Genomic DNA, 21,203 nt, shown 5'->3' with positions numbered 1-21,203 from the left:
GTCTGCATGCCCAGGATTTCGGCGGCCAACAATGCCGCGCAACGTGCCGAGACGCAACGCCGGGTCCTGACAGCGTTCGGGGAACTCCTGTTCACCCATGGCCTGCCCGGACTGACCATGACGGACGTCGCCCGGCATGCCGGGGTGGGGCGGACCGCGGTGTACAACTACTACGCCGACATCGAAGAGCTGCTGATCTCCTACACCCTGGATGAGACCGAGCGGTTCCTGGCCGAACTGCGTGAGTCACTGAACACTCTCGAGAACCCCGTCCAACGGCTGGCCCTGTACGTGCGCACCCAGGTGGAGGACCTCAGCCGCCGCCACCTCCCGCCCGGACCGGCGATGGCGGCCGTGCTGTCGCCGTCGTCCTTTGCCAAGCTGGCCGGCCACGTGGGTGAACTCAGCGTCCTTCTGCAGGGCATCCTCCGGGACGCTATGGCGCAGGGGTACCTGCCGCAAGCGGACATTGGCCAGCAGGCGCAGCTCATCCACGGCACGCTCTCCTCCAGCGCCGCACGCGGCAGCAACGAGCCCGCCGACCTTGAGGCCCGGGTCGCCCGCACCGTGCGGTTCATCCAACTGGGCGCCGGAGCAAGGTTCGACGACGACGGCGCACCCCTGCGCGCTAGCCTCCCCTTGACGTAACCCCTGCGTTGCTCTATCACCTCCGGTCGTCATCCGCCTGGTTTAGCAACCAGACGTGATAGAGCAACGGCAGGTCAGGGGCCGGCCGTCGGAATAACCGGCCACTTGGCGTCGTCAGCGATCCGCCGGCTTTCACGCGGGCAGCTGAGCTTCCCCGGCGTCTGGTCCACGCGGTCCGCGGCGGCGAGCTCCCGGTAATCGTTGGAAAGAATGACGTCAACGCTGGCGTCCGTCCGGCCATCCTGGAAGTAGTCGGAGCCCGGCAGGTTCCGCTGGACGCTGAAGGCGGCAGACTGCCCGGCAGCCCCGGACACCACCGCAGCCACGCCGCGGAACCCGGCCTCCGTGTTGGCCACGGCCCCCACCACAAATTTCCGGACCAGCAACTCATCCGCCACAGAGCGGGCCAGCCCGGGACGGCTGGTGGAGTTGTAGACGTTGAGGTTGATTTTGTCGTTGGGGGTGTAGTCAAAGGTGGCCCCGGGGCAGGTGGTCCGGGGCTCATCGCTGCCCGCCGTCGTCGGAAGCTTAAGCTGCCCGTTCATGATGGCCAGCGCAACGATGATGGCGCCGGCAATGAGGCCCAGCAGCAAAACCAGGACCACGCCATGCACCACGCGGCGGCGCAACCGCACCGGATCGTCGTGGTCGCCAGCAGCCTCGAAGGTGGCCCGCAGTTCGGGGCCGGTGACAACGTGGTGGCCGTGCAGGACGCTGGCGTCCTTTGGTTTCCTAGCCATCTATGACCAGCACGCGGGCGTGGATGGCGGTCCGCTGGTGCAGGGCTGTCCGGACGGCGCGGTGCAGGCCGTCCTCCAGGTACAGGATCCCCTGGTACTGCACCACGTGGGGAAAGAGGTCGCCGAAAAAGGTGGAATCTTCAGCCAGGAGCGCTTCCAGGTCCAGCGTCCGCTTGGTGGTCACCAGTTCGTCCAGACGGACAGGGCGGGGCGGCAGCGATGCCCACTGTTTGGGCGTGTTGAAACCATGATCGGGATACGGGCGTCCCTCGCCCACAGCTTTGAATATCACCATGCCACCCTAGGCAGCTTGGCGCCCCAAGAGAAGTGTCCGGCCCGCAGCATCCCAAGGTTGTAGCCAAACTGTCACATGCCGCGGACGTTGCACCGCCGGCGCAGGCTCGGGGCCCTCCGGCTGACACAATGGAGCCATGACTGCACCCGAATTCCCTGCCGCCACCACGCCCGGCGTCCGCCTGCCGTCCAGCCCGCCCCTCGCCCTCCTGCTCGACGTCGACGGACCCGTGGCCAGCCCCGTGACCCGTGATGTGAAACCGGACATCATTGCCGATCTTGTGGCCCTGGCTACCGCCGGTATTCCGGTCATTTTCAATACCGGCCGCTCCGATGCGTTCATCCGCGGGCAGATCATGGAGCCGATGATCGCTGCGGGAATGCCCGCCGGGACGGTCATCCACGCAATTTGCGAGAAGGGCGCCGTGTGGTTCAGCTACACCGCTGCCGGGCCCGGCCCCGTCCATGTTGACCGCGACCTTGCCGTGCCAAAGGCTTATGGCGATGACGTACGCAGGCTCGTGGCTGAGGATTACTCCAAGCACATGTTCTTTGACGAGACCAAACGCGCCATGGTGTCCGTTGAGCAGCACATCGAGGTGCCCTCCACCGATTACCTGGCCGAACAGAAGCTTTTCGACTCCGATGCCATGGAACTGATGGCCCGCCACGGCATGGGCGTGGTCCGCCTGGAGCACCACGCACCGAATTCCGACGACGATGTGGACTACCGCGTCGATCCCACCATCATTTCCACCGATATTGAGTCGGTGCGGCTGGGCAAGGACCTCGGCGCCAGCCGCGCGGTGGAGTTGCTGGCGGCGCAGGGCATCACGCCCCAGGCCTGGCGTACCGTGGGTGATTCCCGCACCGACTACGCGATGGCGGACTGGCTGCACCATAATGACCATTCCGTGAAGCACGTTGATGTCCGCCCGGCGGACGGCGTTCCGGTCAAACCCTATGACGTGTTGACGGCCACCGATCTGGGGCTTGGGGAAGATGTCATTCACGACGACGCCGGCGCAGCTTTCCTGCTCAGCTGGCGGAAGGCAATGGTCGACTGAGCCCCTGCCGGGCGGCCTTCCGCCCGGCAAAGCCTGCCATTTTGGGGGTCGCGCTATTATTCAGGTAAGAACGCTTAGCATTTACCCGCGACGGAGACAACCATTACAGAAGCACCTGTCCAGGACGAGATCTACTACGGCGGCCAGGCGTCCGTAGAACCGCGCACCCACGCCGAGGTGACATCTCCTGCGGCTGAGGCGCGGCTCAAACACCGGCCTGACGTGGTCCGACACAAGGGCAGGTATGCCCTGATCAACCACAACCGGACGCCGTACCAGGCCATGGTTGAGGACCTGTTGTTCCTGCGTGGTGTCCTCGCGGGCGAAGGCCTGGACTACCTGCTGGTCCGGGGCAACAACGACCGTCCGGTCATCGCCCTGGACTGGAAGGACCGCAAGAAGCTGCGGGCAGCCTTGGTGGAGGCCTGCCGCAACGAACCCGTCTACTCCATGACCGTGGACGCGAAAAAGAAATCCTCCGTGCTGGTGGCCGACGGGGACCTCTCCCCCAACCGCCAGGCCCGTATCTTCCGCCTCTACCGTCCACGGGTTGAGCCCGACGGCGGTTTCGAGTTCGGTTCCTCCGCCGGCGTCCAGATTGAACTCTGGAGCTTTGAGGGCGACCAGCTGATCCTCCCGATCGAAAACTCCCTGACCCGCCGCACCATGCAGTCCCAGGACGCTGTCCGCGGGACGGTTGAACGGTACGGGCACACCTGGCCCACCATCGAGAACATGTTCGCAGATCACGCCAGCGACATCAGCTTCGACATCGATCTGGTCTTCTCATGGGTGGACGGCAGCTCGCCCGATTACATCGCGGCCCGCCGCGCCCAGCAGAAGGGTGTGGTTCTCGGCGAAGGCGACGACAACGAAGCCCGCTTCCGGCAGATCAACGAACTAAAATACGCCCTGCGCTCGGTATACATGTTCGCGCCCTGGATCCGCCGCATCTTTATCGCCACGGACTCCCCCGCCCCGGAGTGGCTCGCCGACCACCCGTCGGTAACAATCGTCCGCAGCGAGGAATTTTTCGCCGATCCCACGGTGCTGCCCACGCACAATTCACAGGCCGTTGAATGCCAGCTCCACAACATCGAGGGCCTCTCCGAGCACTTCCTTTACTCGAATGACGACATGTTCTTCGGCCGGCCCGTGGGCCCGGACATGTTCTTCACACCGGGTGGCGTCACCAAGTTCATCGAAGCCGAGACCCGGATCGGGCTGGGCGATAACGATGCCGAGCGCAGTGGCTTCGAGAACGCCGCCCGAGTCAACCGCAAGCTCCTCTGGAACCGCTTCGGGCGGATCACCACACGGCACCTCGAGCACACCGCTGCCCCGCTGCGACGCAGCGTTGTGGCCAGGATGGAGCGTGAGTTCCCGGACGAATTCCAGAAGACGGCGGGCAGCAGGTTCCGCGCCGCCGACAATATCTCGGTCACCAATTCCTTCTACCACTACTACGCGCTGCTCACAGGCCGCGCGGTCACCCAAACCGCAGCCAAGGTGCGTTACGTGGACACCACCGCCCGCGCCGGGCTGAACTACCTGCCCAAGCTGCTGGCGAAGCGGAACATGGACTTTTTCTGCCTCAACGACGGCAGCTTCCCCGAGGTCCCGGCGGACGAGCGCGCCGAGATCGTGACCGATTTCCTGGAGAAGTACTACCCCATCAAGGCGCCCTGGGAACACTGAGGTGGGGTGGACCAACGTCAGGCACGCTGGCGCTAATCCACCGGCGCTGGGGCTCATGCCCGGCCGCCGATCAGGGCTAGACAGCGTGGTAGGGAAGGGCTACCTTCCTGACGCCTCCTGTTTTCGCGTGGTCAGGGATGCTGACGCCCGCGGCGGCCAGTCGCTCGGCAGTCATTTCCGCGGTGACATGCTCGCCTACGGTGGCTGCGCTGCCCAGCGGAACCACGGAATGGACAATGGTGTGCTCGTAGACGTGCACCAGGTTAAAGGCCTGCCCGCCGTCCCGGCCGCGGGTACCGCCGACGGCGACGTTGAGATCCTGGGTGTAGCACGTTGCCGAGGCGACAGAGACGGGAATCCCCGCAAAGGTGGCGGTGGTCGAGTAGTGCAGATGCCCGGCAAGAATGGTCCGGACGTCGGAGTTGCGGACCACAGACGCCAGGCTTGCCTGATCCCGCAGTTCCACGAGCACGGCAAGGTCAAGGACCGATGGGACCGGCGGATGGTGGAGCGCCAGGATGGTGCCGTCGGGGGCCGGGGTATCCAGCTGGCGAGTGAGCCACCCCAGCTGTGACGGGCTTAGCTCGCCGTGGTGGTACCCGGGGACCGAGGTGTCCATGGTGATGATGCGCAGGCCGTTGATGAAGTAGCTTCGATCGACCGGTGCATCGCTCGCCTGCTCGTCCAGCAGCCCGGTCCGGAAGTTGGCGCGGTTGTCGTGGTTGCCCATCGCCCAGATGACTTGGGCGCCCAAGTCTTCGCAGGCGGGATCGACGATTGCCCGGAGCTTTGCGTAAGCTTCAGGGTCGCCCCGGTCAGCGAGGTCGCCCGTGAAGATCACGGCCTCGGGCCGGGCACCGGAAGCCCTGACCTCTTCGAAAAGCTGAATGAGCTTTGCTTCGCTGTCGACTGCGCCGTGAAGGGGATCCGGACCTCCCAACAAGTGGGGGTCGCTCAGGTGGAGAAGGAAGTGGCGTGGCCGGGGGTGTTCGGCCTCGATGTGCTTCATTGCTGCCTCTGTGGTTGGTGGGAAACGGCGTTTCCCTTCTACCCTTCAGTAACTATTATCCAATCAGACAATTGGCAAACTGTGGGTAAATTATTGCGGCCAGTTGGAAAAAATTAAGAATTAAGGCCTGGAAAGTCCAGTTGTGGGCGCCGGTCCGTCGAATTCGGCCAGTGCCATTTCTATGGCATCGATGACTTCGGCGGAGTCCGGTTCGACCGTGGGCGCGAAGCGTGCCACCACGTCGCCCTTGCGGTTGACCAGAAACTTTTCAAAGTTCCATTTCACCAGGCCGGGCAGCACACTGGTTTTAAACTTCGTCAGCTCGGCATAGAGCGGATGCTGGTCCTTGCCCCGCACGTTGGCCTTGGCCGTCAGCGGGAAGGTGACACCAAAATTCCGCTCGCAGAACTCGGCGATCTCGCTGTCGTTGCCTGGCTCCTGGCCGGCGAATTGGTTGCACGGGACTCCGAGTAGGTCGAAGCCGCGGTCCCGGAACTTCTCGTAGAGCGTCTCGAGGCCCGCGTACTGAGGAGTGAACCCGCACTTTGACGCCACGTTCACCACCATCACCACGTTGCCCTTGAACCGGTCGAAATCGGTTTCGGTGCCGTCGTTGAGGGTAAGGGGAATGGTGTACAGGTCTGTCACAGCGCCGTCCTTGAAAGGTTGGTCATGCAGGTGATCCGTTGCCAACCATCAAGGGTACGGGTGCAGTCTGGGAGTTTCCCGTCAGGGTCCCGCCGGCTCGGACCCGGTTGCGGTGTCACCAGGCGTGGCGGTGGTTGTAGCTGTGGCTGCAGTTGTAAGCGAGGACGACGCTGTTTCCGCCGAGGACTCTGTACTCGTTGTGGCCGGTGGCTCCACCGCTGGCGCCGGTGCCGGCGTTGTGCGCGAGGTAGGCATGAACGGCCATGACCTGGAGACAGTGGGCGTCGGAGTTAGGGACGCGCTCGTCGGCGCAGGCGACGTGCCCTTGGGGGTGGGTGACGTCGTCGTCGGCGTGTCGCTTGAGGTGCCCGTAGGCGTCGGCGTTGCCCCGGGCGAGGAAAACGTCGTGGAAGGTGACGCCGTCGAAGTGGCTGTTTCGGTCGCTGTTTCCGTCGCGCTGGGGTCCGGCGATGCGGATTCCGGCGAGGTAGCGTCCGACGACGGCGCCCCCGTGGGTGCCTCGCCCTGCGGTTCTGTCGCGGGCAGCGTTCCGTCCACAAGGGGCGCTTCGGACAGTTCCTCTTCGCCGCCAAGGACCGTGTGGCTGTTGTCCTCGGCGACCGGGATGGCCCAGCGTTGCGCGCCGTCAGCTGCGGATTTGGCGTCATAGCTGACCATGGCTAGGTCCGCGAGCATGTCCACCTGACGAATTGGGAGGAGTGTCCAGTTCAGCGGGCTGGTGTGCTTGCCGTGGAGGATGGTTTCGAAATGCAGATGGCAGCCCGTGGACCATCCGGTAGTGCCTACCCGGGCAATGACCTGCCCCACCTGCACGGAGTCCCCGGTCCTGACTGCGACGGCCTCCAGGTGGTTGTACGTGGTGATCAGCCCGTTGCCGTGGTCTATTTCCACGCGGTTCCCGCCGCCCCAGGGGTGCCAGCCGGCGGCCCGGACCACGCCGGCGTCGGCCGAATAGACCCTGGTGCCGCAGCCTGCAGCGAAGTCCTGGCCCAGGTGGAAGTCGCCGCCCGCACCGGTGATCGGGCTGACCCTGAACCCGAAAGGAGAGCTTGGGATGAGGAGTTCCAGGGGCGCCATGAGGGACCCCTCCGGCGGGCGCGTGAGCCCTGCCGAGGCCACATTGAGCGGAGCGCTTCCGCCCTTGGCGATGGTCCTGACCAGTGTGCGGTTGAACGGAACCAAAGCCCGGCTGTCCGTCAGGTAAGCACCGGCCAGCCCAGGCAGGCCAACGTGCCCGGCACCGACCGGCGAAGCCAGGCTGTGTTCAATGGGGGGCGTTCCAGGGAATCCGGCGGCGAAGAGGGACGCGGCAACAACGGCACTGGCGGCCAGGACGCGCACAGCCAAGACGCAGCCGCCCGCAGGCTCCTTCGCCCGGCCGGATCCCCAATGATTGCCCACTCGCTACTCTCGGGTTGGCCCGCCAGACCCCGGATCCAGACGGACTTTACCACTTCATGGGACCACAAAGCCCCGTGCATGTGAACCCCCGCGCCGGTACGGCTGCGGATATTATGTGGATCCACATCAAAGCATGCCCGCCGGGTTCTGGGAGAGAATGGTGGCATGCGAAATTTCCTCAGGGAATGGCAGGGCGAAATCAAACGGGTATTCACCGGCAGCACGGACGGCCCGCCCGCGTGGGTTCCGCGGCTGGCCGACGGGGACGACGCCGGCTATCACCTGCCTGGCTCGGCCGTCTGGGCGGTGCATGGCTCCATGACCACGATTGTGGCCGGGGTCCGCGCGCTCCTGATGCAGGCCTTGCATCCGGGAGCGCTGGCGGGAATCCACGAGCACTCCGACTTCCGCGCAGATCCGCTGAGCCGGCTGGCCCGGACCATCCGATGGATCTTCACTGTCACCTATGGCCCGCAGACCGCCGCAGACGAGGCTTCCGCCAGGGTCCGTCGCCTACACGAGCCTGTTCAGGGAAATTACGGTGACGGGCACGGCGGCGAGCGGAGCTACTCGGCCAACGATCCGGAACTCGCCCGCTGGGTCCACATCGCGTTCGTGGACGCCTTCCTCGCGGCCCACAAAATCTGGGGTGCCGCGATCCCCGGCGGCCCGGACGCCTATGTGCGCGAGTGGGCCCAGGCCGGGCGGCTGATGGGCATAGGCGATCCACCCCTGAGCGAGGCCGAAATGCGGGAGCAACTGGACCGCTGGTATAACAACGGTGAGCTGGTCGCGGACAGCAGGGTTGCCGAGACCATCGAGTTCATCCGCAACCCGCCGCTGCACCCGCTGCTGCGTCCTGGCTACCGGATCATCTTCGCCGGCGCCGTCTACAGCCTGGAACCGAAGTACCGCCTGATGCTGGGGCTCCAGGTCCCCCGGCTGGGTCCGTTCCCGCTCCCCGTGAGGCTGGCTACGAAGGCGACTCTCGGCGTCGTACATCTTGCCCTTGGACGCGGGCCTGGACCCAGCGAGCAGGCGGCCCGGGAGCGCCTCCGCCGCCTTGGCTATGCGGGCAGCTGACCCGGACAGCTGGGCAGGGAAGCTGGACTCCAGTCACCTGTCAGCGCCTGGCTGGAGCAAAACAAAAACCCGGCCCTGACGAGGTCAGGACCGGGTTTTTTGCTGGCGGAGAATGGGGGATTTGAACCCCCGAGGGCGTTAACCCAACACGCGTTCCAGGCGTGCGCCATAGGCCGCTAGGCGAATTCTCCAGCTGCTTCTGAATCAAAAGCAGACACTAGACTACCTGAACTTTCCGGCATCGCCCAATTGGTCCTTCGGGCTATTACCGCGGGCGCGCAACCCGGACTTCATTTGGCTGCTTAACGTAAAAATGGACGCCCCCAATGCGCCCATTCCTCCGATACGCCGTTGAGCTGCCGGGTCCGGCCCTCCAGCCAGGCCCCGCAGCTCACAACCTTGAGATTGCCCCAATCGGTGTACATATCCATGATCGGCCCTATCCGCCGGATAAGCAATGGAAATTGCTGCCTATGTCCAGCCGGGGATTACCTGCGGGCTTTGAACCGCAAAAGGAACCGCGGCCGGCCGCCACCGGGGCCGTCCAGACCTTCCCGAATCTTCGGGTAAACTTGTCTGCGGCCCCTCATGTGGCGTCATCCTGTTGAACTCCCCCAGGACCGGAAGGTAGCAAGGGTAAACGGGCTCTGGCGGGTGCATGGGGGGTCTTTACTATTCCCCCACAGGGCGGCAGGATGTCTGCCCGGATTGGTAGGGTCTTCTCGTGACTGTTACTACCACCGCCCTTTACCGCAGGTACCGCCCGGACTCTTTCGCTGACGTTATCGGGCAGGAACATGTCACGGAGCCGCTGATGACGGCGCTGCGGAAAAACCGCGTCAATCACGCCTATCTCTTCTCCGGCCCCCGCGGTTGCGGAAAGACCACCTCCGCCCGCATCCTGGCCCGCTGCCTCAACTGCGCCCAAGGCCCTACGGATACTCCCTGTGGGACGTGCCCCAGCTGCATTGAACTGGCACGCGGCGGCTCAGGCTCCCTGGACGTCATCGAGATCGACGCCGCCAGCCACGGTGGCGTGGACGACGCCCGCGACCTCCGCGAACGCGCAACGTACGCTCCGGTCCGCGACCGTTACAAGATTTTCATCATCGACGAGGCCCACATGGTCACCTCCGCCGGGTTCAACGCCCTGCTGAAAATCGTTGAAGAGCCGCCGGAGCATATCAAGTTCATCTTCGCCACCACGGAGCCGGACAAGGTCATCGGCACCATCCGCTCCCGCACGCACCACTACCCTTTCCGGCTTGTCCCGCCGGAGCCGCTGATGGCGTACCTGGAACTGCTCTGCAACCAGGAAAACGTTCCCGTGGCACCCGGCGTTCTGTCCCTGGTGGTCCGGGCCGGCGGCGGCTCCGTCCGAGATTCCCTATCTGTGCTGGACCAGCTGATGGCCGGCGCCGGACCCACCGGCCTCAATTACGAGCTGGCCGTTGCCCTGCTCGGCTACACGCACTCATCGCTGCTGGATGACGTGGTGGAAGCTGTGGCTGCCTCAGATGCCGCCACCGTTTTCCGGGCTGTGGACCGCGTGGTGCAGACCGGCCACGATCCCCGCCGCTTCGTCGAGGACCTACTGGAACGCTTCCGCGACCTCATCATCGTCCAGGCCATGCCCGAAAGCGCCCAGGTTATACTCCGCGGTATGCCGGCGGACCAGATCGCCCGGCTCCAGAACCAGGCGCACAACCTCGGGGCCTCCGAACTTTCGCGCGCAGCTGATGTCACCAACACGGCGCTGACCGAGATGACCGGCGCCACGTCCCCCCGGCTGCACCTCGAGCTGCTTTGCGCCCGCATCCTGCTCCCCAGTTCGGAACAGACCGAACGCGGCATCGCTGCCCGGATCGACCGTGTGGAGCGGCGCCTGAACTACGCAGGGAACGACGTCGGTGCTCCCGCTCCGGCGTCCGCGGTTGCTTCGGTTCCGGCCGCGACACCGGAACGTGCGGCGGCGCCGGTTGCCGCGCAGCAGCCTTCGCCACCCTCCGCTGCCGGTCCCGAATCTGCACGCCCACAGGCCGTCGGGGCCGAAGCGGCCAGGCCGGCGCTGACGCCACCCAGGGTCAGCACCAACGACTGGCCGGTTGACGAGTCCACAGGCCGGCGGCCCGTTTCCACGCCGCAGGCAACCGGTCAGCCCAGCCGGGAGACCAGGCAAGACGCCACCCGCGAAGTTCCGCCGGCCACCCCGCCGGCAAACACAGACCCCGTCGCGGTTCCTGCCCCGGCCGCCGCCACCGTTGCGGCAGGGACAGGGGATGTTGAAGTCCTGCGCCGTGCCTGGCCGGAAGTTCTGCAGACGCTCTCCCAGATCAAACGCAGCACGTGGGCCCTGGTTGAGCCTAACTCCCAGGTAGGTGCCTTTGACGGCCAGGTCCTGACGCTTTCCTTCAGCACCACGGGGTTGGCCGGCGCCTTTGGCCGGGCTGACCACGCTGAGAACCTGCGGCAGGCGATCCACAAAACGGTAGGCATCGACTGCCAGATCACCGCAGTCGCCGGTGGCGCCGCCAACAGTGCAGCGAGCGCTGAGCCAAACCCAAAAGCACCCGCTAGCCCGGAAACCCCGGCCAGTTCAGCCGATGTCGCTTGGGGCCTGGCCCCTGCCTCCACTGTTTCCACCCCTGCCGCCGATGCCACCGCGCCCGCACCCTCTCTTGCCCCGTCCCCCGCGACGCGTACTCCTGAACCGGCCGTACTTCCTGCCACCGCTGCCCCGTCTGATAATGCACCGTCCACAGTCCCAGCGGCTCCGGAGTCTCCTGTCCAGCACACCGGCGCCGTCAGCGCCCCGGCAGCCACAGAGTCCGCCCTGGCACCAGCCGCCCAGGGTCAGTCCGAGCCGGCTGAGTCTGATGCCACTGCCGGCTCGTACGCCTACTCCGATGACGACTGGGGCCCGCCGCGCGACGACGATGCTCCGTCCCTGGACGAGGAACCCCCCATGGACTGGGATCCATCGGCTCCTGCTGCGCCACGGCTGTCGCCTTCACAGACTGGCGCTTCGGCGGCCACACCCGCCAAGCGGCCTGCTCGAAGTACCTCAAAGGCTGCAGCAACAAGAACCTCCCCAACGGCCAGGACCTCTGCCGCTCCGTCGCAGCCCGATTCGGCACTGGATCCGTGGGGCCGCGCCGTCGAGCAGGCTCCGGGCGTGTGGGTTGTTGGTACCGAACCCAACGTTGGCAAAAGCCTGAACACGCCCGTCCCTGAAGAGTCCGCCAGCGCCGCTCCCGCCCCCAGCTACGAGCCGGCCACCGCTCAGATGCCGCAGAAGTCACCTGTGGTTAGCCAGTCCGAGGCCGACGCCAGTTGGGGCTTGCCGCCCGTGGCTGTCGCCGCAACGTCAGGCGTTGCTGCGCACCAACCAGCCGCACCACAAAGCCCTGCACCAGAAACCGCGGCGCTTCCTAGCCCGGCGTCGACCGGCCAACTCCCAGCGGCTCCGGCAGTCCCTGTGGAGAAAGCGGTGGTTCCAGAACCGGCCGAAGTCCGCGAATACGCCATGGCATCGACTACTTCGGCAGCCGTGCCCCTGCAGCCCGCACCGGCAACCTCCGAGTCCGCTGCTGCCGCCCGGCAGAGTCTTTACCAGCGCCTGTCCAACAGCCCCGAGGCCGAAGCCGGGCGCGCCAAGGCTCCAGCCAAGGCTGCCGCCGCCACCTACGTCCAGGACATTCCGAGCGCGGACGATGAAACCATCGAGGAATCCGGCGTCTTCGGACGCGCCGCCGTGGAGCGTATTCTGGGCGGAAAGCTCATCGAGGAGCGGTCCCCGGACGGAGACCCCATCGTTTCGAGGTTCTAGGCACCTGCAGCACGTGCTCGCGCAGCTCCAATCACCATCCAAGCCAAACCAAAAGAGGAAAACGTGTACGAAGGTGCAGTCCAGGAGCTGATTGACGAGCTCGGACGGCTTCCCGGTGTCGGTCCCAAGTCCGCCCAGCGGCTTGCCTTCCACATCCTCGAAGCGGACCCCCAGGACATGAAGCGACTCGTGGAAGCCATCACCATGGTGAAGGAACGCGTGAAGTTCTGCACGGTATGCGGCAACGTCACCGAGCAGAACTTGTGCAACATCTGCCGCGATCCCCGGCGGGACCCGTCAGTCATTTGTGTGGTGGAGGAGTCAAAAGATGTCCTCGCCGTGGAGCGCACACGATCCTTCCGCGGCCGCTACCACGTGCTGGGCGGGGCCATCAACCCCATCGCCGGGGTGGGGCCCGAGCAACTGCGGATCCGGGAACTCCTGACCCGGCTGAACGACGGCGCCATCCAGGAAGTCATCATTGCCACCGACCCCAACCTCGAAGGCGAAGCAACGGCCACCTACCTGGCCCGAATGCTGAAGACCATCGGCATCGTGGTAACCAGGCTGGCCTCTGGCCTGCCCGTGGGCGGCGATCTTGAGTACGCCGACGAGGTCACGCTCGGCCGCGCATTCGAAGGCCGCCGCAACGCCCTGACCTGAGCCGCCGGCCGCGAGAGGGCCTAAGCTGCCGTGGCCAGCCGGCGTCGGGCAGCCCAGTGGCCGGCGGCAAGGAGGAGGACGGCCAGGGTTCCCTGCAGTGCGAGGCCGATTCCGGCCAACGGAGTGTGCAGCGAGTCTTCGACTACAGGAACGCCGCCCGCACACGGAACCTGGCTTCCGTCACCGGCCGACTGAAGCGCCGCCGGAATCCATTCCGGAATGCCGTCGTCGAACCCGGCATCCGCCGCCACCATTGTGAAGATGACAACCGGGTTCGTGGCGGCCAGCCACATAATCCGTTCAGTATGGAAGACCTCGGCAGTGCCCACCACTTCGGGCGCGCAGTCGTAGGCGATAGGTTCACCGAAATGCCCGTACGTAACGTTGATGGCAACTGTTACAGGCTCTTGCGAGCGGACGGCAGGCATCAGCGCCCACACTGCCGCTATGTTCCCCGCAACCAGCATCATGGCGAGCATCCATCCGAGGACCCCCGCCCGCACCGGGTTCCTTAGCAACGCGGCCACCCCCGTGCCGATGGCACCGAACACCAGGAATTCCAGGGCAACGGCGGCAGCGGCAGCGACGGCAAGCCAGCCGGAACCGCCGGTAATCGTTGCCTCCACCCATTCCGACATCAACGCCAGCACCGCAAAGATCAGACCCCGCACACTTGTTGCGAGCAGTGGCAACCCGGGGCCAAAGCCCGAAGAGTCCTGTTGGCCCCGCCAGCGCTCACCCAGCAACCCCCAGTGGACCGCCAGCATGCAGGCCGACGCAGGCACAATTGCTGACGTCAGCGCGTAGGCCCAGGGCCATGTCCCGGCGAGCCCGGGCGCGCCGGCCCCGGACATGACCGCAACAATGACCGTGCCTGCGAGCCCGGTACCTACCAGGACAATCGCCGAATCCACCCAGAACCGGCGACTGCGGATGGCCAAAAATCCTTCGTGCGCAATCTGCGTGAGGAGCCACCTGCCGGGCTGCCCTTCCGTCGGCGAGCAGTCACCGTCACCCACTTCCGGCTCGCTGGGCAGGCTCCCGCCGATAGGCTCGAACACGGCGTCGGGAGGGGGACGCAGGTCAGGAGTGTGTTCGGCTTCCGCCACGACGGAGCCTCCATCCCGGTGGACAGGCCCAGCCCCCTCGGTCACCGGCCATTCGGCCGGCTATTCCAATCGTGATCCGCCGGGGGCAGATCTGTCCAGTGCCCGCCTCAGGCAATACGGGTACCGCGCGCCAGCCTGTGCGCGGGGGTGCGCAGCGAGCGCCATCCCAGCCACATCAGCAGCCCGGCAAGCAGCAGCTGCAGGCCAAGCCCCAGCGGCCACAAGGGAGTGGACTGCGCCAGATACTGAGGCTTGGCCTCGCCATTGGCGCAAGGGTATGTGCCCTCCGGGCCGGCCATGGCGTAACGCGCACCCTGGCTGATGGATTCGATGGCCCCTACCGGAGACGACATGCCGAAGCCACTGTTAACGCGGACCGTATAGGGGATGGCGTCGGCCACCACCACGTAGGGGTTCATGGCAAGCATCCACGCCACTCTCTCTGTGCGCACGGTCGGCTGGGCACGCAGCGGTCCGGAGCAGGTGTACGCCGGCTCCTCCGCCACCGTCTCGTCGGGTACCGGCCGCAACTGTTCGTAGTTGCGGTACTGCGCCTGGTTGGCCATGATGGTGCCCTGCGAGAGTCCGGTGCCCAGGCCAAAGGCAATCAGGGAACCGAAAACCAGCCCGGCCACGGCAAGGTACGTGACCACAATCGAGAACAGCGGGCGCCCCGCCAGCGCGGAAATTCCGACGCCGATGGCACACACCACGCCGACTTCGACGGCCAGCATCAGCAGGGCCACGAGGACATGGCCGGGCGTCATGCCGCCGAGGGCGACTCCGATGATCAGGAACGGCGTGCTGGCCACCAGGAATGCCAGAGCGGCGGCCCATGCGGCGAAGAACTTGCCCCACAGGATCTGGCCGGGCCGTAGCAGGGTCACCTGAAGGATGGCCAGGGTGCCGCCGGCGCGGTCGCCGTTGACGGCATTGGCAGAGAGCGCGGGCGCCACCAGCAACGCGAAAAGGAGGACAAAGGCCAGGACCACTTCGAAGATCATGGACCCTGGTCCGGTGTCGGGCGGCATGAAGTTGGAGTAGGCCCGCTGGGCTTCGCGCTGGGCATTCCAGCTGGCCCACGTCAGCCAGGTCACCAGGCCCGTCAGGATGAACCAGATCGCCAGCATGATGTACCAGCCGCGGGACCGCAGCCGCTGTTTGAGTTCCAGGACCACCACATCACGGATACCGGCAAGGTAGCCGGCACCAAAACCGGCGGCCGCCGGGCGCTGGGGTATATCTGTCAGCTCGCTCATCGCCGCTCCCCCTCAAGGTTCATGTATGTCTCTTCCAGGGCACCCGAGGCGGGCGCAAAGGAGCTGACCCCGACGCCGGCCAGCACCAGGTCGCGCAGGAGGCGGGCGGCGTCGTCGTCGTTCAGCAACACCAGGCTGACGGCCGGCCGGCGGCCGTCCTCAACCCGGAACGCCAGGCCCAGCTCCGTTAGTTTGGCGGCGAGAGCGGTACCGTCGGTTGCCGAGATGGCGTAGCGCCGGCCGGAGGCGGAAGCCTCGTCCGTGGTCTGGTGCCGGACCGTCTTCCCCTGGTTGACGAACACCGCCGCATCGGCAATCTCGTCCAGCTCGCTGAGTACGTGGGAGGAGACAACTATGGATTTGCCCTCCGCCGCAAGCTGCCGCAGCGTCACGCGCAGCTCCACCCGTGATCCCGGGTCCAGGCCGGACGCCGGCTCATCGAGGAGCAACACGGACGGATCGTGGATCAGGGCCCGGGCCAGGCTGAGGCGCTGCTGCTGCCCCCGGGACAGGACGCGGGCCGGCTGGTCCGCCAGATCGCTCAGGCGGACACGTTCCAGCATGGCGGTGACGCGCTGCGGGATGCCGGCCTTGGGCAGCTGGTAGAAACGGGCTATCTGCGTGAGAATCTCACGGGCGGTCAGGGACTCCCACACCCCCAGTGTGTCCGGCATCCAGCCAATCCTTTTGCGCACTTCCGCGCTGTGGTGCTGCGGATCGAGCCCATCCACCGTGATAGTGCCGGAATCCGGTGCCAACAGCGAAGCCAGCATAAGCAACAAGGTGGTCTTACCGGCCCCGTTAGGGCCGATCAGGGCGGTGACTCTACCCGCCGGAGCATGAAAATCCATGTGCTCGACGGCGTGCACCTGGCCGAAGCGGCGGCTCACCGCGGAGGCGCTGATGCCGTCCCGACGAGGGCTTTCCGGCCGGGCCGGAATGCCTATTTGGTCCCAATTTTCTGTCATTTTCCGAGCACCTGTCCCCCAAGCCGTCCATACATACTGACTATTTGAGCCTACGCCCGAGCCGACGGGCGCAGAATGCGCCGGGAGGCTGAGATTTGGACACAATTCCGCGTGCGGCCACAGGCGGCGATAAACTGGGCTGACACGTCACGCCGTCCAGCCGCAAGGCCGTGCCTGACCTCCAGAACTCCGATTGATCCAGTGAAGGTACGCGCATGAGTACGCCCACTACCGAAGTGCACGCAGCAACGCAGCCACAGGAGCTGCCCGAATCCGCTGCCGCGACCAAACAGCTGATCGTGCAGAAGTTCGGCGGCTCCTCGGTCTCGGATGCTGAGGGCGTCAAACGCGTCGCAAAGCGCGTGGTCGACGCCCAGCGTGCCGGCAACGAAGTGGTGGTGGTCGTTTCGGCCATGGGCGACACTACCGACGAACTGCTGGACCTCGCCGCGCAGGTGACCGATTCCGCCCCTGCCCGCGAGATGGACATGCTCCTCTCCGCCGGTGAGCGCATCTCCATGGCCCTGCTGGCCATGGCCATCAACAAGTTCGGCGCCTCGGCGCAGTCTTTCACCGGCTCCCAGGCCGGCATGATCACCGACGGCATCCACGGCAAGGCTCGAATCATCGACGTCGATCCGCACCGCATCCGTACAGCCCTGGACAAGGGGCACATCGCGATCGTGGCAGGATTCCAGGGCATGAGCCGCAGCACCAACGAGATCACCACCCTGGGCCGCGGCGGCTCGGATACCACCGCCGTCGCGCTGGCTGCCGCTCTCGACGCCGACGTCTGCGAGATCTACACGGACGTTGACGGCATCTACACCGCAGACCCACGGGTGGTGCCGTCCGCCCAGAAAATTGACACCATCTCCAGCGAGGAAATGCTGGAACTCGCGGCGTCCGGCGCAAAGATCCTGCACCTTCGCTGCGTTGAATACGCGCGTCGGTTCGGCGTGCCGCTGCATGTCCGGTCCTCATTCAGCCAGAACGAAGGCACCTGGGTCATCCCCAGCGCCGAAGACAAGATCACCACTCAAGAGGGAGTTGCCTTGGAGCAGCCAATCATCTCCGGCGTTGCACACGACCGTTCCGAAGCCAAGGTCACCGTGGTGGGTGTACCGGACATCCCCGGCAAGGCCGCGGCGATCTTCCAGGTCATTGCCGACGCCCACTCGAACATCGACATGATCGTGCAGAACGTTTCCACACACGGCACGGGCCGGACGGACATTTCCTTCACGCTCCCCATCGTCGAAGGCGCAGAGGCCCTGGCAGCGCTCAAGGCCGCACAGCCGGACATCGGCTTCGAGAACATCGAATACAACGAACAGATCGGCAAACTGTCCCTGATCGGGGCCGGCATGCGGTCACACCCGGGCGTCTCCGCAACGTTCTTCAAGGCCCTGTCCGACGCCGGGATCAACATCAACATGATCTCCACCTCGGAAATCCGGATCTCCGTGGTGACACACGCCGATTTCCTCGACGACGCCGTTCGCGCAATCCACAAGGCCTTCGACCTGGACAGCGAGGACGAGGCCACCGTCTACGGTGGCACCGGGCGTTAGGCCAAGTCCGCCCTCTACAAGCAACGCGGGGTCACTTCCGGCCAGAACCTTCGTTTATCTGGCCGGAAGTGACCCCGCGTTGCCCTTATTTCAGGCTTGTTTGTCCAGTTCTTCGCGGCGCACGGCGTAGTGATGACCTTCGGAATCGGTTTCCACTGCGAAGTGGGAAAGGTCCTCGTCAGAGGCCTGCTCATACTCATCATGCTTGTGGACCACGGGCGAATCCGTGTCCAGACGCGTTGCCGGCCCGAAGACAAAACGGAGCCTGTCAGTCACGTGCATAAAACCGGTGAGCGCATGTCCCATTGTTTCCACCCCCTTCCCGCGTTGCGGGTGAAGAGCCGCTACCTCCTGTTGGAGTCAGTGCCCTTATTTTACGCCCGCGGCCACAAAAAGAGCCCGGTGAGGTTCGGCCTGATGGGACGGCCGGGAGAGGCTCAGCGGAGGGACTGGTCGTCCGGGTTCCTGGGCACAACGTAGGTGCTGCCGTCCGGGCGGGTGAGCGTTTCCCATTGCTGTGTTTCCCGTTCGCGCTGAGCAAGGAGTGCCCGGTTATCTTCGGTCATGTCATGCACCAGGGAACTGCGGTTGGCCGGGCCGAAAATTGCCCGGAGCTTTCCGGTTGCCCGCATGAACCTCTGGGATGCGTTGCCCTTGTCCGCCCACTTGCCTGTGCCCATGAAAGTGACCCCTTCGATAGAACCATCTACTCGCTCCAGTGTACGCTAATAATTAGGGCACTAAGTATTGGAGGAATGTGATGACGGTACGGGCCGGCGACGCGCGGCAGCAGGAAAATGACCTCCTCTTGGAGCAGCAGCTCTGTTTTGCCCTCACCGTGGCATCCAGAAGCGTAGTGGGCGCCTACAAGCCCGTACTCGAAAAGCTCGGACTCACGCACCCGCAGTATCTCGTAATGCTGTGCCTCTGGGAATCAGCACCCCGGACCCTGCGCAGCATCAGTGAAGCCCTGGCGCAGGCGCCGGCCACCATCTCACCGCTTCTTCGGCGGCTGGAGGAGGCAGGCTTTATTACCCGCCAGCGGGTGGACGGAAATGAACGCAGCCTTGCCGTGGGCCTGACCCCGTCCGGCGCCGCACTGCGTCAGCAGGCCATTGCCGTCCCGGGCGCCATGATGGAGCGCCTGGGACTCACCCGGGAGCAGGTGGGCGAGCTGCACAAATCCATGATGGGGCTCATCGCCGCCACCGCCGGAACCGACGGGCAACCCGTCGGGGCGTAAACCCGCCAAGGCGTAAAATGGCAGCAACCTAGGAGGGACCATGCGTTTGCGAACAGTACGGCCATTGCTGGCGGTCCTCGCCGTTGCCTTGCTTGCCGCGTGTACGGGCACGTCTGACGGGACCGGGACGTCGTCCAACACCCCTACAGCCAGCTCCTCCGCCAGCCAGGGCGCTTCCCCCGCCCCCGCTCCTGACACCGAGACCACCGTCCCGGCACCGTCCCCTTCCGCGCCTCCGGCCCCGACAGCAGGCCCCGGCGCCGGAAACGCCGAGCTAGCCATCATGGTCAAGCCCTCTCCCGCTGAGCCGGCGGTGAACTACACGCTGGTCTGCCGCGATGGCCTTCCCACTGCCGAGAGCAAGCACCCCACGCCTGAGGCTGCGTGCACGGCCCTCAAGAACAACGCTGCGCTCCTCAGCCCGGCTCCCAGGAGCAAAGACGTGGCCTGCACCGAACAGTACGGCGGCCCGCAGACCGCCACGGTCACCGGGATTGTGGGCAACACTCCCGTGGATGCAGCATTCGCGCGCACCAACGGCTGCGAAATCGGTGCCTGGACCGCAGCCCAGGACGTCCTGGGTGCCAGCGGTGGAGCACCTTAGCCTGCTGACGGCCGATGCCTGGCGTGCCCGCGAAGAAGCGCACGCCCAACGTGTCCGCCGTTATTCCGATCCCTACCTTGCCCGCCGGTCGGCAGGCCGGAAGCACCCGGTGGAGGACTTTCTTTTCACCTACTACACCCAGAAGCCTGGCCAGCTGCTGCGCTGGCACCCGGGAACCGGCGTCGTACTGGCCGGCGAAGCGGCGTCTGCCCGCCTGGGCTGGAAGCACTATAGGACGCTCGACGACGGCGAACTCGCCTCCCTCGGGCTGCCGCCAGGAACCCCTGCCGTGACTTTTAATCGCGCCAAATTCCTGGCCGACCGGCACGAGGCGGTGGCCTTCGCGGACATCATTCTCCGCGGCACCGCTGCCCGGCCTGCGCAGTTCGGCTGCTTCGGGCTGCACGAATGGGCCATGGTCTACCGCCAGGACAAGTTCGACCTGCGCCATGAATACCTGCAGCTGAGGCTGGGTTCTGCCGGCACGGACAAAGTGGTGGAGGACAACCGGATCCGGTGCTCACACTTTGATGCCTTCCGCTTCTACACACCCGACGCCATGGCGCTGAACGAACTGGCGCCCAGCCGCGAAAACCAGCGGCACATGGAACAGCCGGGCTGCCTGCACGCCAACATGGACCTCTACAAGTGGGCGTACAAGCTGCTGCCCGCGCTTCCCAGCGAACTGGTCATGGATTGCTTCGAACTGTCCTGGCGGATCCGGGCCATGGACATGCAGGCTTCCCCCTATGACCTCGCGGAGTGGGGTTACCCGCCCATCCGGATCGAAACCGCTGAAGGCAAAGCGGCCTACGTTGAGCATCAGCGGGACTTCGCGGCCGAGGCTGCCGCACTCCGTGGGCGCCTGGCGCAGGCCTTGGCACCGCTTCGGCCTGCGGGGAGGACGGTATGAAGGATCTGGAGCTGACCATCAGGGCCAGGGAAGACCCCGACGCCCCCGAGTACGAATTCCGGCTGATAGTCCGCGATGGCCGCCCCGCTGAAGGTTGCACGTTGCCGGATCCCGCAGGAGCGTTGTCAGCCATGGAACGCTTCGGCGAGGACATCTTCTTCCCCAAACCGGGCCCCCCGAAACTCTGCACGCAGCAATACGGCGGGCCGCAGGTGGCCGTTGTGACCGGCTCCATCAACGGCCGTCCCGTGAGTGTAACTTTCCGGCGAACTGATGGTTGTGAAATCTCCCGCTGGCGCGCCATGGCTCCCCTGCTGGGCGGGACAACGGGTTCCCGCGGCGAAACCTGACCCTCGGCGGAAATCTCCGCACCCACGGGAACGCCGCCGGACCCAAGCGGTCCGGCGGCGTTCCCGTGCTCATCCTGACGAG

General features: G+C 65.4%; 21 protein-coding genes, 1 tRNA gene and 1 other RNA gene. 12 read left to right on the top strand and 11 right to left on the bottom strand.

What is annotated here, in order from left to right:
- Nucleotides 1-6 precede the first annotated feature (6 nt).
- A complete protein-coding gene (locus tag QK290_RS06720; protein WP_282329914.1) occupies nt 7-648 on the top strand; it encodes a TetR/AcrR family transcriptional regulator in 642 nt (213 codons plus the stop codon).
- 74 nt (nt 649-722) lie between these two features.
- Here the strand turns inward: QK290_RS06720 and QK290_RS06715 are convergent, their stop codons facing one another.
- Nucleotides 723-1,388, bottom strand: coding sequence for a LytR C-terminal domain-containing protein (locus QK290_RS06715; protein WP_282329913.1), 666 nt, complete (start codon nt 1,386-1,388; stop codon nt 723-725).
- Nucleotides 1,381-1,680, bottom strand: a complete 300-nt coding sequence (locus QK290_RS06710; protein WP_181577293.1) for a type II toxin-antitoxin system VapB family antitoxin — start codon at nt 1,678-1,680, stop codon at nt 1,381-1,383. Before QK290_RS06710 ends, QK290_RS06715 begins: the two co-directional genes overlap by 8 nt.
- Before the next feature lie 139 nt (nt 1,681-1,819).
- On the opposite strand from QK290_RS06710, the gene QK290_RS06705 reads away from it, so the two are divergent.
- Entirely contained in the window at nt 1,820-2,749 is a 930-nt protein-coding gene (locus tag QK290_RS06705; RefSeq protein ID WP_282329912.1) for a hypothetical protein, read from the top strand.
- Between the two features lie 177 nt (nt 2,750-2,926).
- Nucleotides 2,927-4,447 carry a stealth family protein gene (locus tag QK290_RS06700; protein WP_282329911.1) on the top strand — a complete coding sequence of 507 codons (1,521 nt, stop codon included), beginning with the start codon at nt 2,927-2,929 and terminating at the stop codon, nt 4,445-4,447.
- Between the two features lie 76 nt (nt 4,448-4,523).
- Here QK290_RS06700 and QK290_RS06695 read toward each other — a convergent pair whose 3' ends face one another.
- From QK290_RS06695 to QK290_RS06685, 3 genes are all read right to left on the bottom strand, one after another.
- Complete coding sequence (locus QK290_RS06695) at nt 4,524-5,456, bottom strand: phosphodiesterase (protein WP_282329910.1); 933 nt, start codon at nt 5,454-5,456, stop codon at nt 4,524-4,526.
- 120 nt (nt 5,457-5,576) lie between these two features.
- On the bottom strand, nt 5,577-6,104 hold the full coding sequence (locus QK290_RS06690; protein WP_282329909.1) for a glutathione peroxidase: 528 nt from the start codon (nt 6,102-6,104) through the stop codon (nt 5,577-5,579).
- An 81-nt stretch (nt 6,105-6,185) separates the two neighbouring features.
- Nucleotides 6,186-7,526, bottom strand: a complete 1,341-nt coding sequence (locus QK290_RS06685) for a M23 family metallopeptidase (RefSeq protein ID WP_282329908.1) — start codon at nt 7,524-7,526, stop codon at nt 6,186-6,188.
- A gap of 165 nt (nt 7,527-7,691) precedes the next feature.
- On the opposite strand from QK290_RS06685, the gene QK290_RS06680 reads away from it, so the two are divergent.
- Nucleotides 7,692-8,609, top strand: coding sequence for an oxygenase MpaB family protein (locus tag QK290_RS06680; RefSeq protein ID WP_282329907.1), 918 nt, complete (start codon nt 7,692-7,694; stop codon nt 8,607-8,609).
- A 103-nt stretch (nt 8,610-8,712) separates the two neighbouring features.
- On the opposite strand, the gene QK290_RS06675 is transcribed toward QK290_RS06680, so the two are convergent.
- Nucleotides 8,713-8,800 (bottom strand) — tRNA-Ser (locus QK290_RS06675).
- A 386-nt stretch (nt 8,801-9,186) separates the two neighbouring features.
- On the opposite strand from QK290_RS06675, the gene ffs reads away from it, so the two are divergent.
- The 3 genes from ffs (at nt 9,187) to recR (ending at nt 13,101) form a co-directional block, all read left to right on the top strand.
- An RNA gene (gene ffs, locus QK290_RS06670) (signal recognition particle sRNA small type) lies at nt 9,187-9,283 on the top strand.
- Nucleotides 9,284-9,393: 110 nt separating this feature from the next.
- Nucleotides 9,394-12,438, top strand: coding sequence for a DNA polymerase III subunit gamma and tau (locus tag QK290_RS06665; RefSeq protein ID WP_282330046.1), 3,045 nt, complete (start codon nt 9,394-9,396; stop codon nt 12,436-12,438).
- Between the two features lie 63 nt (nt 12,439-12,501).
- Nucleotides 12,502-13,101, top strand: a complete 600-nt coding sequence (recR, locus tag QK290_RS06660) for a recombination mediator RecR (RefSeq protein ID WP_282329906.1) — start codon at nt 12,502-12,504, stop codon at nt 13,099-13,101.
- A 20-nt stretch (nt 13,102-13,121) separates the two neighbouring features.
- On the opposite strand, the gene QK290_RS06655 is transcribed toward recR, so the two are convergent.
- The 3 genes from QK290_RS06655 to QK290_RS06645 form a co-directional block, all read right to left on the bottom strand.
- Entirely contained in the window at nt 13,122-14,210 is a 1,089-nt protein-coding gene (locus QK290_RS06655; RefSeq protein WP_282329905.1) for a hypothetical protein, read from the bottom strand.
- A gap of 107 nt (nt 14,211-14,317) precedes the next feature.
- Complete coding sequence (locus QK290_RS06650) at nt 14,318-15,469, bottom strand: ABC transporter permease subunit (RefSeq protein WP_282329904.1); 1,152 nt, start codon at nt 15,467-15,469, stop codon at nt 14,318-14,320.
- Complete coding sequence (locus QK290_RS06645; protein ID WP_282329903.1) at nt 15,466-16,437, bottom strand: ABC transporter ATP-binding protein; 972 nt, start codon at nt 16,435-16,437, stop codon at nt 15,466-15,468. Before QK290_RS06645 ends, QK290_RS06650 begins: the two co-directional genes overlap by 4 nt.
- A 215-nt stretch (nt 16,438-16,652) precedes the next feature.
- On the opposite strand from QK290_RS06645, the gene QK290_RS06640 reads away from it, so the two are divergent.
- A complete protein-coding gene (locus tag QK290_RS06640) occupies nt 16,653-18,011 on the top strand; it encodes an aspartate kinase (RefSeq protein ID WP_282329902.1) in 1,359 nt (452 codons plus the stop codon).
- A gap of 90 nt (nt 18,012-18,101) precedes the next feature.
- Here QK290_RS06640 and QK290_RS06635 read toward each other — a convergent pair whose 3' ends face one another.
- Nucleotides 18,102-18,317: a hypothetical protein gene (locus QK290_RS06635; protein WP_282329901.1), complete on the bottom strand. Its 216-nt coding sequence runs from the start codon at nt 18,315-18,317 to the stop codon at nt 18,102-18,104.
- Between the two features lie 131 nt (nt 18,318-18,448).
- Nucleotides 18,449-18,691 carry a hypothetical protein gene (locus QK290_RS06630; protein WP_282329900.1) on the bottom strand — a complete coding sequence of 81 codons (243 nt, stop codon included), beginning with the start codon at nt 18,689-18,691 and terminating at the stop codon, nt 18,449-18,451.
- A gap of 80 nt (nt 18,692-18,771) precedes the next feature.
- Here QK290_RS06630 and QK290_RS06625 point away from each other — a divergent pair, with 80 nt between their 5' ends.
- From QK290_RS06625 to QK290_RS06610, 4 genes are read left to right on the top strand one after another with little or no spacing between them, the layout of a single operon-like run.
- Nucleotides 18,772-19,254, top strand: coding sequence for a MarR family transcriptional regulator (locus tag QK290_RS06625; RefSeq protein WP_282329899.1), 483 nt, complete (start codon nt 18,772-18,774; stop codon nt 19,252-19,254).
- Nucleotides 19,255-19,294: 40 nt separating this feature from the next.
- Nucleotides 19,295-19,858, top strand: a complete 564-nt coding sequence (locus QK290_RS06620; protein WP_282329898.1) for an SSI family serine proteinase inhibitor — start codon at nt 19,295-19,297, stop codon at nt 19,856-19,858.
- Entirely contained in the window at nt 19,836-20,771 is a 936-nt protein-coding gene (locus QK290_RS06615; protein ID WP_282329897.1) for a 3-methyladenine DNA glycosylase, read from the top strand. Before QK290_RS06620 ends, QK290_RS06615 begins: the two co-directional genes overlap by 23 nt.
- Complete coding sequence (locus tag QK290_RS06610; RefSeq protein ID WP_282329896.1) at nt 20,768-21,121, top strand: serine protease inhibitor; 354 nt, start codon at nt 20,768-20,770, stop codon at nt 21,119-21,121. Before QK290_RS06615 ends, QK290_RS06610 begins: the two co-directional genes overlap by 4 nt.
- Nucleotides 21,122-21,203 lie beyond the last annotated feature (82 nt).

It is taken from the genome of Pseudarthrobacter sp. AL07 (assembly GCF_029960665.1).
Taxonomy (GTDB): Bacteria; Actinomycetota; Actinomycetes; order Actinomycetales; family Micrococcaceae; genus Arthrobacter.
Note: the sequence above shows the minus strand (reverse complement) of the source record. Positions and strands in the feature narration are given on the sequence as shown.